Origin of the sequence: Spiribacter aquaticus (genome assembly GCF_007625215.1) — a bacterium.
Taxonomy (GTDB): domain Bacteria; phylum Pseudomonadota; class Gammaproteobacteria; order Nitrococcales; family Nitrococcaceae; genus Spiribacter; species Spiribacter roseus.
In genome coordinates this window covers 368,479-380,772 of the sequence record NZ_VMKP01000003.1, presented here as the reverse complement: position 1 = coordinate 380,772, position 12,294 = coordinate 368,479, and the positions used below count along the sequence as shown (strand labels likewise).

The 12,294-nt window shown below is 62.1% G+C and carries 9 protein-coding genes; 2 read left to right on the top strand and 7 right to left on the bottom strand.

Annotated features, from left to right (window positions below; all coding sequences use genetic code 11):
- Nucleotides 1–9 precede the first annotated feature (9 nt).
- Entirely contained in the window at nt 10–2,763 is a 2,754-nt protein-coding gene (acnA, locus tag FPL11_RS08320) for an aconitate hydratase AcnA (protein WP_144348193.1), read from the top strand.
- Between the two features lie 126 nt (nt 2,764–2,889).
- Here acnA and tpx read toward each other — a convergent pair whose 3' ends face one another.
- Nucleotides 2,890–3,399 carry a thiol peroxidase gene (gene tpx, locus FPL11_RS08315; protein WP_144348192.1) on the bottom strand — a complete coding sequence of 170 codons (510 nt, stop codon included), beginning with the start codon at nt 3,397–3,399 and terminating at the stop codon, nt 2,890–2,892.
- Nucleotides 3,400–3,500: 101 nt separating this feature from the next.
- Between tpx and FPL11_RS08310 the strand changes: the two genes are divergently transcribed.
- Entirely contained in the window at nt 3,501–5,039 is a 1,539-nt protein-coding gene (locus FPL11_RS08310) for a CoA-acylating methylmalonate-semialdehyde dehydrogenase (RefSeq protein WP_144348191.1), read from the top strand.
- A 78-nt stretch (nt 5,040–5,117) separates the two neighbouring features.
- On the opposite strand, the gene FPL11_RS10105 is transcribed toward FPL11_RS08310, so the two are convergent.
- From FPL11_RS10105 to FPL11_RS08285, 6 genes are all read right to left on the bottom strand, one after another.
- Entirely contained in the window at nt 5,118–5,282 is a 165-nt protein-coding gene (locus FPL11_RS10105) for a hypothetical protein (protein ID WP_159299411.1), read from the bottom strand.
- Nucleotides 5,279–6,637 carry an amidase gene (locus FPL11_RS08305; RefSeq protein ID WP_144348190.1) on the bottom strand — a complete coding sequence of 453 codons (1,359 nt, stop codon included), beginning with the start codon at nt 6,635–6,637 and terminating at the stop codon, nt 5,279–5,281. The genes FPL11_RS10105 and FPL11_RS08305 overlap by 4 nt, the downstream gene beginning before the upstream one ends.
- Nucleotides 6,630–8,048, bottom strand: coding sequence for a TRAP transporter large permease (locus FPL11_RS08300; protein ID WP_144348189.1), 1,419 nt, complete (start codon nt 8,046–8,048; stop codon nt 6,630–6,632). The genes FPL11_RS08305 and FPL11_RS08300 overlap by 8 nt, the downstream gene beginning before the upstream one ends.
- Nucleotides 8,045–8,662, bottom strand: a complete 618-nt coding sequence (locus FPL11_RS08295) for a TRAP transporter small permease subunit (RefSeq protein ID WP_144348188.1) — start codon at nt 8,660–8,662, stop codon at nt 8,045–8,047. The genes FPL11_RS08300 and FPL11_RS08295 overlap by 4 nt, the downstream gene beginning before the upstream one ends.
- A gap of 80 nt (nt 8,663–8,742) precedes the next feature.
- Nucleotides 8,743–9,915, bottom strand: a complete 1,173-nt coding sequence (locus FPL11_RS08290; RefSeq protein WP_144348187.1) for a TRAP transporter substrate-binding protein — start codon at nt 9,913–9,915, stop codon at nt 8,743–8,745.
- 151 nt (nt 9,916–10,066) lie between these two features.
- Nucleotides 10,067–12,244, bottom strand: a complete 2,178-nt coding sequence (locus FPL11_RS08285; protein WP_144348186.1) for a malate synthase G — start codon at nt 12,242–12,244, stop codon at nt 10,067–10,069.
- Between the last annotated feature and the right edge of the window lie 50 nt (nt 12,245–12,294).

Here is a 12,294-nt window from a genome sequence, read left to right as displayed (position 1 = left end):
GAGGAAGTCATGAGCAATAGCTACAATGCCCGCGGGACACTGGACGTCAAGGGCAAGCAGTACGAGATCTACCGCCTCGACGCGCTCAGGGATCAGTACGACATCGACCGGCTGCCATTCTCGCTGAAGGTGCTGCTCGAGAATCAGCTGCGCAAGGAGGACGGCAAGAACATCGGTCCCGAGCAGATCAAGGCCATCGCTGAGTGGGATCCGCATGGCGGGCCCGGCAACCAGGTGTCATTCATGCCGGCGCGAGTCGTGCTCCAGGACTTCACCGGTGTGCCGGCCGTCGTGGACCTGGCGGCGATGCGCGATGCGATGAAACGCCTGGGCGGCAATCCCGACCTGATCAACCCCCTTGAGCCGGCGGATCTGGTCATCGACCACTCGGTCATGGTGGATCACTTCGGCACGTCCAATGCGCTCGATCTCAACAGCAAGATCGAGTTCAAGCGCAACGAGGAGCGCTACAAGTTCCTGCGCTGGGGTCAGAAGGCCTTCTCCAACTTCCGCGTGGTTCCGCCCGGCACCGGCATCGTGCATCAGGTCAACCTCGAGTACCTGTCCAAGGGCGTATTCACCAAGGAAACCGAAAACGGCACCCAGGCCTACCCCGACACGCTGGTCGGCACCGACTCCCACACCACGATGGTGAACGGGCTTGGCGTGCTGGGCTGGGGCGTGGGCGGCATTGAGGCCGAGGCCGCCATGCTCGGCCAGCCCATCACCATGCTGGTCCCCGAAGTGATCGGGTTCCGTCTCAGCGGCGAGCTGCGGGAAGGCGCGACCGCCACCGATCTGGTCCTGACCGTGACCGAGCAGCTCCGCAAGAAGGGCGTCGTCGGCAAGTTCGTCGAGTTCTTCGGCGACGGCCTCGACAATCTGCCCCTCGCCGACCGCGCGACCATCGGCAACATGGCGCCGGAGTACGGCGCGACCTGTGGCATTTTCCCGATCGACAAGGAGACCATCGAGTATCTCCGCGTCTCAGGGCGTGACCAGGAAACCATCGACCTGGTCGAGGCCTATGCCCGCGAGCAGGGCATGTGGCGCGAGACCGGCTCGCGCGAGGCGGAATATACCGACGTGGTCGAGCTCGATCTGGGCGACGTCGTACCCAGCATCGCCGGTCCGCGCCGGCCGCAGGACCGGATCCCGCTGACGAATGCCAAGTCGGCCTTCCTCGAGTACCTCGAAGAGGAGCTCACCGCTCGCGGCACCATGCCCGATGCCGAAGAAGCCCGCTTCGAGGGCGAGGGCGGCTCCACGGCCCCGGGTCAGGCGCTCTGGCATGAGAAGGGCGCCATCAAGGTCAACAACGAGGGGGAGGAGTTCATGCTCAAGCACGGCGATGTCGTCATCGCCGCGATCACCTCCTGCACCAACACCTCCAACCCGGCCGTGCTGGTAGCCGCGGGGCTGGTCGCCAAGAAGGCCCGCGAGCGCGGCCTGACCAGCAAGCCGTGGGTGAAGACCTCGTTCGCGCCTGGCTCGCAGGTGGTGCCGGCCTATCTCGGCGAGGCCGGGCTGATGGAGCCGCTCCAGGCACTCGGCTTTGACGTGGTCGGATTTGGCTGCACCACCTGCATCGGCAACTCCGGGCCTCTGCCCGAGCCGATCAGTGAGGCCATCCGCGAGGGCGATCTGAATGTCGCCGGCGTGCTGTCGGGCAACCGGAACTTTGAGGGCCGCATCCATCCGGACGTGCCGGCCAACTATCTGGCCTCGCCGCCGCTGGTGGTGGCCTATGCCCTCGCCGGCAGCGTCGCCAAGGACATCGCCCACGATCCCCTCGAGTACGACGCCGATGGCAATCCGGTGTATCTCAAGGATATCTGGCCCAGCCAGAAAGAGATCTCGGACATCATCGAGGAGTACATCAACTACAAGATGTACCGCGAGCAGTACGCCAACGTGTTCGAAGGGTCGAAGACCTGGCGCGAGCTGCCGGCACCGGAAGGCCAGACCTACGAGTGGCCGGATTCGAGCTATGTCCGCAACCCCCCCTACTTCGAGGGCATGGACATGGAGCCAGGGGATATCTCAGAGATCAAGCAGGCACGCTGCCTGGTGAAGGTCGGCGATTCAATCACCACCGACCACATCTCCCCGGCCGGCGCCATCAAGGCGGACAGCCCCGCCGGTGAATATCTGCGCTCGCTGGGTATCCTGCCGCAGGACTTCAACAGCTACGGCTCCCGGCGTGGCAACCACGAGGTCATGATGCGCGGCACCTTCGCCAACGTGCGGCTGAAAAACCAGCTGGCACCCGGAACGCAGGGCAGCTGGACCACGTTCTTCCCCACCGGCGAGCAGACCTCGATCTTCGATGCCGCGATGCGCTACAAAGAGCAGGGCACCCCGCTCGTCGTGCTGGCCGGCAAGGAGTACGGCACGGGCTCGAGCCGTGACTGGGCGGCCAAGGGCACTGCGCTGCTGGGCGTCCGCTTCGTCATCGCCGAGAGCTACGAGCGCATCCACCGATCCAACCTGGTTGGCTTCGGCGTGGTTCCGCTGCAGTTCTCCGAAGGTGAGAATGCCGAAAGCCTTGGCTTGACCGGCGAGGAGACGTTCAGCGTCGGCAGCCTCGATTCAGAGCCGGATTCGGTCACCGTCCGCGCAGTGACGCCGGATGGCGAGGTGAAGAGCTTCGAGGCACGGGTGCGCATCGACACACCCACCGAGTGGGGCTATTTCCGCAACGGCGGGATCCTGCACTACGTGCTGCGGGATCTGGCTCAGCGCAGCCACCAGGCTGCCTGAGCCACCGCCATCCGGCGGAGACAGAAAACCCGGCCATGTGGCCGGGTTTTTTTATGCTCGAATGACAGTCCCGATGACGCGGACGCGGACCCGCCGACAATGGCGGGGCGAGCAATCACCCGTCGATCAGCCCGCCGCCTCCAGTGCCGTCAGGGCCGCGTCGTAATCCGGCTCCTGGCGGATTTCGGGGACAAGATCGCGGTAGACGACGACATCATGGGTGTCGAGCACGAGGACCGCGCGGGCGGTGAGGCCCGCCATTGGGCCATCAACCTGAAGGATGCCGTAGTCGGTAGCAAAGCGTCGGTCGCGCATCATCGACAGAGCCTCAACGGCCTCGATGCCCTCGATCTCGCAGAACCGCGCCATGGCGAAGGGCAAGTCGGCAGAGATGTTGAGCACCACGGTGTTCTCGAGCGCCGCCGCGCGCTGGTTGAACTGCCGCGCGGACATCGCGCAGGTCGGTGTATCCAAGCTGGGGACAATGCTGAGTACCTTGCGCATGCCAGCGTAGTCCGCCAGAGAGACATCGCTCAGGTCCTTACGGGTCAGTTTAAAATCCGGAGCCACGCTCCCGATGACCGGCAGGTCACCATTGATATGCACGGTCTCGCCGCGTCGAGTAATCGTGGTCATGTCGGGCTCTCCCGCTCAAATTGTTTTAATCGCACACAAGGTTATCGTCGCATGGTCTGAGTCGCTACACTCGGCGTTAAAAGACCATAAGAGGAGAGACCATGGCCACCGCATCCCAGGACGCCACCGCCACGGGCGAGATTGGCCACTTCATCAACGGCGAAGCCGTCGCCGGTGCCTCGGGCGGCCGTACTCACCCCGTCTACAACCCTGCGACAGGGGCGCGGACTCATTCAGTCGCGCTCGCCTCGGCCGATGAAGTGGAAAACGCCATCACCAATGTCACCGCCGCGCAGGTCGAGTGGGGGAGCACGCCTCCGCTGCGTCGGGCGCGGGTCATGTTCCGTTTCAAGGAACTGCTCGAGCGTAATCACGACCGGCTGGCTGAGTGCATCACCCGCGAGCACGGCAAGACCCTCTCCGACGCCAGGGGCGAGGTGGTCCGCGGCCTTGAGGTCGTCGAGTTCGCCTGCGGCATTCCGCATCTAATAAAAGGCGAGCACTCGCCCAACGTCGGGACCGGCGTGGACAGCCACTCCATGCAGCAGCCCGTGGGGGTGTGTGCTGGCATCACGCCATTCAACTTTCCCGTCATGGTGCCACTGTGGATGGCGCCCGTGGCGCTCGCCTGCGGTAATAGTTTTATCCTCAAACCCTCCGAGAAGGATCCGTCGGCCAGCATGCTGCTGGCGGAACTACTCAAGGAGGCGGGCCTGCCCGATGGCGTTCTGAATGTCGTCAACGGTGATAAGGAGGCCGTCGATGTCCTGCTGACCGATCCGCGGGTTGGCGCCATCAGCTTCGTGGGCTCCACGCCGATCGCGCAATATATCTATTCCACCGGATCGGCCCACGGCAAGCGCGTCCAGGCCCTCGGGGGCGCTAAGAATCATGCCGTGGTCATGCCCGATGCTGACATTGAGCAGACACTGGACGCCCTCATGGGCGCCGCCTACGGCTCGGCCGGTGAGCGCTGCATGGCGATCTCGGTCGCCGTTCCAGTCGGCGAAGAGACCGCTGATCGCCTGGTGGCGGGCCTGAAGGCCCGTCTCGAAACCCTGACCATTGGCGACGGCCTCAGCAAGCCCGAGCCTGAAATGGGTCCGCTGGTCACGCGCGAGCACCGCGACAAAGTCGCCAGCTATCTCGATATCGGGACTGCCGAAGGGGCCGAGCTTGTCGTTGATGGCCGGCGGGCCCATTTCCCGGGAGACGATAGAAACGACGGGTTCTTCATCGGCGGCTCGCTGTTCGATCGCGTCCGCCCGGGCATGCGTGTGCACAGCGAAGAAATTTTCGGCCCCGTCCTCAGCGTGGTCCGCGCCGCCGACTTCGAAGAGGCCCTCGGCGTCGTCAATGGCCACGAATACGCCAACGGCACGGCCATCTTCACTCGCGACGGCGATGCCGCCCGAACCTACAGCGAGCGCGTCGAAGTGGGCATGGTCGGCGTCAATGTACCAATCCCGGTGCCGATGGCCTTCCACAGCTTCGGTGGCTGGAAGCAGTCGCGCTTTGGCATCCTCCACGCCCACGGGCCGGATGCGGTGCGCTTTTACACCCAGATGAAGACCATCACCAGCCGCTGGCCAAAGGGCGTGCGCGACGGCGGCAGCCAGTTCGTGATGCCAACGATGTAATCGAGTGCCCGGATCCGCGACAAAACCCGGCCATGAGCCGGGTTTGTATTACCCCCTTCAGAACGACGGAATCGGCCGCTAGGGCCTTTTGAGGGCAAGATGTCGCCACATGTCATATGTAGCCAGCACCGCGCACCCAGTCATCGCAATCATCAAATCGATGTGCGGCACGAAAAGCGGCACCACCAACAGGAATGCGCCAAGCATCAGTAACGCGATCACCGCCATAACCCGATCCATCATTGGCCTGTCTCCTCGTCCGGGCTGCACTGCAACAGCAGCCAGCGTGCCGTTCTCAATAACCGTGCATCCTGTCCGTAAGCACCGACCACCTGAACACCCACCGGCATATTGTTGGGGCCTGTCAAAAGCGGCAGCGTAATTGCTGGGAGCCCACACAAGCTCCAGAGCGAGCAGAAGATCGGATCACCCGTCGTGCTCAGATCGGCGGGGGCCTCGCCCGGCGCCGCCGGGGTAATGATTGCGTCAAATCGCTCAAATAAGGGATCGAGGGCCTCGCGCAGAACCGGCTGCATATCCCGGGCTGCGAGGTAATCGACTGCTGCGATGCTGCGGCCCTGCTCCATTAATGCGCCGAACGCATCGCTCAGTTGATCCGCATCGCGGTCATAGTAATGCCCGAGATTTCGCGTCATCTCACTGGCCATGATGGTTGCGAGCCATCCCGCGCTACGACCGAATAAATCCGGCAGGGCCGCCTCCGTGCCATGCTCACCGAGCAGATCGACCAGCTCTGCAAACCCCTCGGTTGTCGCCGATTCAAGACGCTCACTGAACGGCGTGTGGACCATCGCAATGTCAGGGGTAACCGGCGGCGCTGACAAAGCCGTGTCCAGCAACGGCCCCGGATTCAAGTCACAGTCGCGATCCTGCCCATCCGGACCCATCACTGTCGCAGCCAGGGCAGCATCCTCGACACTGCGGGCGAAAAACCCAACCTGATCAAGCGACTGGGCAGCCTTTAGCACACCCGTTCGTGGCACCGAACCAAAGCTTGGCTTATACCCAACCACGCCGCAGTATGAAGCCGGGCGTATGACTGAACCATTCGTTTGAGTACCGACGGCAAATGGCACCATACCGGCCGCGACCGCCGCTGCGGAGCCGCTTGATGATCCACCCGGCGTACGTGCTGGATCGTGAGGATTCGTCGTGGGCCCGGGATGAAAGTAGGCCAGTTCACTGGTAACGGTCTTCCCCACGATCACCACGCCGGCGTTACGGAGACGCTGTGTCAGCGTCGCATCCTGGTTAGGGCGTTGCCCCGCATCCAGTGATGTGCCGTTTTCGGTCGGCATTCCGCGAGCATCAATGATGTCCTTGAGGCCGATCGGAACCCCGTGAAGTGGGCCGAGGGGCAAACCCATTGCGCGCCGGCGATCGGCCTCTTTTGCCTGCATGAGCGCCCGCTGCGGATCATAATGGGCCCACGCGTGCACACTTGGCTCTATCGCCTCGATCCGTGCCAGACAGGCTTTGGTAACCGTTTCGCTGCTCAACGCCCCATCGGCCAGATACCTGGCCATCTGCGACACCGTGAGGCTCGCCGGGTCTCCAATTTCTACGCGCTCAACCATAAACAGTATCCGGAAGCCAGAAGACGATTTGCGGGAACACGTAAAGCACCACCATCGCGACGAGTACAAAGAAAAGGAAGGGCATACAGCCTCTGAAAATGTCCACCAGATTCACAGACGGTGGCGCGATCCCCTTGAGGTAATAGGCCGACATCGCCATCGGTGGCGTCAGGAATGAGGTCTGTAGGTTAAGCGCGACCAGGATCCCGAAGAACAGCGGATCGACGCCGAAAATGTCCAGCAACGGCAGAAAGATCGGCACGAATATGATGATGATCTCTGACCACTCAAGCGGCCACCCGAGCAGGAATATAATCAGTTGAGCAAGTATCAGGAAAGTGATGACATTGAGATCGAGCCCAACCACAAATTCTGTAATGAGATGCTCGCCACCTAGATAGGAAAATACCGACGAGAATGTCCAGGACCCCACGAAAAGCCAGCACACCATGGCCGTCGTCTTGAGGGTGAGATAAACCGAATCCCGCAGTTTATCCCAGGTTAGCGCCCGATAGATCGCTGATAGCGCCAGCCCACCCAGCGCGCCTGCCGAAGCGGCCTCGGTCGGAGTGGCCAGACCGAAGAGGATGGAGCCGAGGACGGCCAGGATGAGCACCGCGAGGGGCACAAAGGACGTCAGGATCATCAGCAGTAGCCGGCTGTATGGCACGTCCCCAACCTCGTCATCGGTTGGTTTAGGTGCGACTGACGGCTGGAGGATACTCCGTATGACGATATAGCTGATATACAGACCAGCCAGCAGCAGTCCCGGGAAGAGCGCTCCGGCGTAAAGCCGCACGATCGACGTGCCCGTTGCCGCTGCGTAAACAATCAGCATGATCGATGGCGGAATAAGGATTCCCAGGGTACCACCGGCACAAATGACGCCCGAGGCAAATGCGTTGTTGTAACGCGCATTGAGCATCGCCGGTAGCGCCAGCAACCCCATCAATGTCACGACCGCGCCGACGATACCGGTCGCAGTCGCGAAGAGCGTACAGGTGATCAGCGCCGCCACGCCCATGGCACCGGGCACTCGTCGCGCCGCAATATAAAGCGTGGAGAAGAGCCGCTCCACAATGTTGGAGCGTTCGACGATGTAGCCCATGAAAAGAAACAAGGGGACCGCCGTCAGCACTTCGTTCGCCATGACCGAATAGGTCTGGTTGACGAACAGATCAAAAATGCGGTTATTCAGAAACCCTTCGAAATAAGCCTGCCAGACCTCCCAGCCCTCAGCGCCCTGCTCGACCAGGCGATCATAGGCACGCCACATCCGGCCTGAGTCAAAATAAGCGAAATAGCCAAAGGCGATACCCAGCGCCATCAGCGTAAACGCGATGGGAAACCCCAGAAAGATCGACAGAATGAAGATCCCCAACATCAGGATCCCGATTTGAGGATCGGTCATCGTCCCTCGCCTCCTGTGTCAGGCGCGGTGTCCATAGCGTTGTCCGCGTGATCCGCACCGCCAGTCTCGAGAAGCTGATCTTCCAATTCAGTCACATCCTTCACGTCGGCCGGCCACTCTCCGGTGCGAAGGCAAACGAGGCAGCGGCAGACCTGAGCAATGCCTTGAATAAGCAGCAGCACGCCGCCCACCACCATCATCGTCTTAAAATGAAAGATCGGTATTCCGGCCGGTGAAAAGGTACTCGTTTCCAGGTACTGCCAGGAGCGGGAAGCATATTTCCAGCCAGAGAACACCAGCGCGAGGATGCCGGGAAAAAAGAACAGAAAGTAGAGCGTTAACTCGACGGCTGCCTGGGTCCGTGGCTTCCAAAGCCGATAGAGAAAGTCGCCTCGAACATGCGCGTTGCGCGAAAGCGTGTATGCCCCGCCAACCATGAACAGCGTGCCGTACAGGATATACGACATATCGTAGGCCCAGGCTGTCGGCGCGTTGAAGAGATAACGCGACACCACCTCATAACCCATACCAAAGGCCATGAGCAGGATCAGCCAGGCGAAACTCCGTCCGACCCAGGTCGTGAATCGATCAATAGTGCGGATGATCTGCAGCATGGATCACTCTTTTCCAGCCGGTCGTCATAAACCCGCCCCGGTCGAGGGACCAGGGCGGATCATTGGGCGGACACTCCGCTTTACATGTTCAGCCGGCCGGGGAAGAAGTGCTCGTAGGCAAGCTGCAGATCCGGCTGGTTCATGAGCTCATAGAACACGGTCCGCTCAACCCAGGCTTTCTGACTTTCCATGACACGGCGCATGAAGTCGTCCTCTTCCAGCTTCGGAATGAGTGTGCTCCAAGCCTCCAGCTGTGCAGCGAGGATTTCGTCAGAAGTCCGATGTACGGTCACTCCGGACTCGGTCTGCATCCTCTCGAGGTCCGCTGAATACCGATCCAGCGCGCTGGCTGTGTTCGACGTTGAGGCCGCCTCGACCGCATGCAGAAGGATCGCCTGCAGGTCGTCATCCAGACTCTCGAGCATGTCGCGGTTGAACAACCACTCAAAGGACTCACTGGCCTGATGGTAGGAACCCAGATAGTAGTTTTTCGCGACATCCTGCGCACCGAAATCACTATCGGACGACGGGTTGTTGAATTCGAAGGCGTCAATGACGCCCCGCTCCATCGCTGGCACAATCTCGCCACCAGGGAGCTGGGCAACGGACATACCCATCTCATTGAGCAGATCAGCGGCAAGACCCACGGTCCGGTATTTCAGGCCCTGGATATCCTCGACCGACGTAACATCACTGTTCTTGAACCAACCAAATGGCTGGGATGGCATCGGAAAGCCGAATTGGCCGACCACGTTCAGACCCATGATGTCCTGAGTGAGCTCGCGGTACAGCTCTTTGCCGCCCCCGGCATACCACCAGGCCATCATGTTGTTGGCATCGCCGCCCCAGACCGGACCGGTGCCGAACAGGGAAGCGGCGTTATTTTTGCCGTACCAATAGACCGGCACTTCATGGCCGATATCGATGATTCCATCGCTGACTGCGTCAATGACCTGGAAGGCTCCCACAATGGCGCCAGCCGGGAGCAGATCGATCTGTATCCGCCCGCCCGACATGCTGTGCACGCGGTCAACGTATTCTCGGGCGAAATCATTCCAGATATTGCCGCCGCCCCAGGCCGTCTGCATTTTCAGCACGATTGGTGACTGGGCGTGCACATACGGTGCACCGACGACCGCCGTGCCCGCCGCGATACCGCCGGCGGCTGAAAGACTGCTCTTCAGAAACTTACGGCGGGAACCATCCGGCTCTACCGAATTTGCATTGCCATGATCCACTTTAGAATCGGTCATGCCGCGCTCTCCTCCTGTTTTATGTGTCGTGCCCCGTCTTTGCAGGGCACTCTCAGCACGGATCACCGGCGTCCTAGACGCCGACGATTCGCCTGCGATCAAACTGCATCATATCTGTGCCCTTTGAGCAAACCACATTTGCCGTGAATGCCTAAGTCTGGGACTGGCCCTTGAGCGCCAGACGATGGGCATGCAGCAACGGCTCGGTATAGCCACTGGGCTGCTCGCGGCCCTTGAAGACCAGATCACAGGCGGCCTGGAAGGCTGCGCCCCCAAAGCCAGGGCCCATCGGCGTATAGGTCGGGTCATCGGCGTTCTGCCGATCCACCACCGCGGCCATCCGCTTCATGGCGGCCATGACCTGTTCCTCGCTGACGATGCCGTGATGGAGCCAATTGGCGATGTGCTGACTTGAGATACGCAGGGTCGCGCGATCTTCCATCAGTCCGATGTCATTGATGTCCGGCACCTTGGAACAGCCGATCCCCTGATCGATCCAGCGCACCACGTAGCCGAGAATGCCCTGGCAGTTGTTATCGAGCTCGGCGCCGATCTCCTCATCGCTCCACTGCGTGTCGGTGGCGACGGGGATTGTCAGCAGATCGTCGATGGCTGCCCGCGACTGGCCCGCCAGCTCGGCCTGCCGGGCCCGCACGTCCACCTGGTGGTAGTGGGTGGCATGCAGGGTGGCGGCCGTGGGTGACGGCACCCAGGCGCAGTTCGCGCCGGCCCGTGGATGGCCGATCTTGGCTTCGAGCATGTCGGCCATGCGATCCGGCATCGGCCACATCCCCTTGCCAATCTGGGCATGGTCCGGCAGCCCGCAGGCCAGCCCGGTATCCACATTCCAGTCCTCATAGGCATTCAGCCAGCGCGACTGCTTCATGGCCGCCTTCCGGATCATCGGCCCGGCCTCCATGCTGGTGTGGATCTCGTCGCCCGTGCGATCGAGGAAGCCGGTGTTGATGAAGATCAGCCGCTCGCGGGCCGCCTCAATGCAGCGCTGCAGGTTTAGGGTGGTGCGCCGCTCCTCATCCATCACGCCGATCTTGAGCGTGTTTTCGGCCAGCCCCAGGATCTGCTCGACGCGGGCGAACAGCGCCACGGTCAGCGCCACCTCGTCGGGTCCATGCATTTTCGGCTTGACGATATAGACGCTGCCAGTGCGGCTGTTGCCGCCGTCGCGCTGCAGGTCATGCATGGCGATCATCGCGGTGCACAGGGCGTCGAGGATCCCCTCCGGGATCTCGTTGCCCCGGGCGTCGAGGACCGCCGGCGTCGTCATCAGATGCCCGACGTTGCGGACCAGCATCAGGCTGCGTCCGGGTAGATTCAGCGGCTGCCCGTCGGCGCCGGTGTAGGCACGATCGGGATTGAGGGCTCGCACGACCTCGCGGCCCTGCTTGTAGAAGCGCTCCTCGAGGTCGCCCCGCATCAGCCCCAGCCAGTTGGCATAGACCTGTGCCTTGTCCTCGCCGTCCACCGCGGCCACCGAATCCTCACAGTCCTGGATCGAGGTGACCGCCGATTCCATGACCAGATCGCGCACACCGGCGGGGTGAGTCCGGCCAATGGGATCATGGGCATCGATGCTGATCTCGACATGCAGGCCATGACGCCGCAGCAGGACGGCTTCGGGGGCCGATGCCGTCCCGGCGTAACCCACCCACTGGCCGGGGTCCGCGAGGCCGGTCTCGCCGCCTCCGGTCAGGGTCACGCGCAGTGTCTGGTCGCCCTCGCCAGCCGCCACCCGGTAGGCCGTCACATCCGCGTGACTGCCCGCCGCGAGCGGAAAATTGGCGTCCAGGAAGGCGGTCGCCCAAGCCACGACGTGGCGGGCACGGTCCGGGTTGAAGGCCGTACCGCGCTCAAGCCCCTCGCTGTCGGGAATGGCATCGGTGCCGTAGAGCGCGTCATAGAGACTGCCCCAACGGGCATTGGCGGCATTCAGGGCGTAGCGGGCGTTGTTGAGCGGCACCACCAGCTGCGGACCGGCGATGCGCGCGATCTCGTCGTCCACGTTCTCAGTGCTGACCTCGACCGCTCCGGTGGGCGGCTGCAGGTAGCCGATTTCTTCGAGGAACCGCCGATACGCAGCGCTTGAATGCTCGTCGGGGTGAGCGCGATGCCACTCATCGATCTGTCGCTGCAGGGTATCGCGATGCGCGACCAGGGCATGGTTGCGGGGGCCGAGCTCGTCGACCAGCTCCGCAAGGCCTTCCCAGAACCGGGTCTCGTCAACGCCCGTGCCGACGATCGCCGCCTGGCCGATCAAATCGTCCAGGGGTCTCGCTACCTGTAATCCCGCCCGCTCGACACGCTCAGTCATTGACTCTTCCCCGTCATCGTTGCTGTGAATTTTGTTCTCTAATGGCGTCC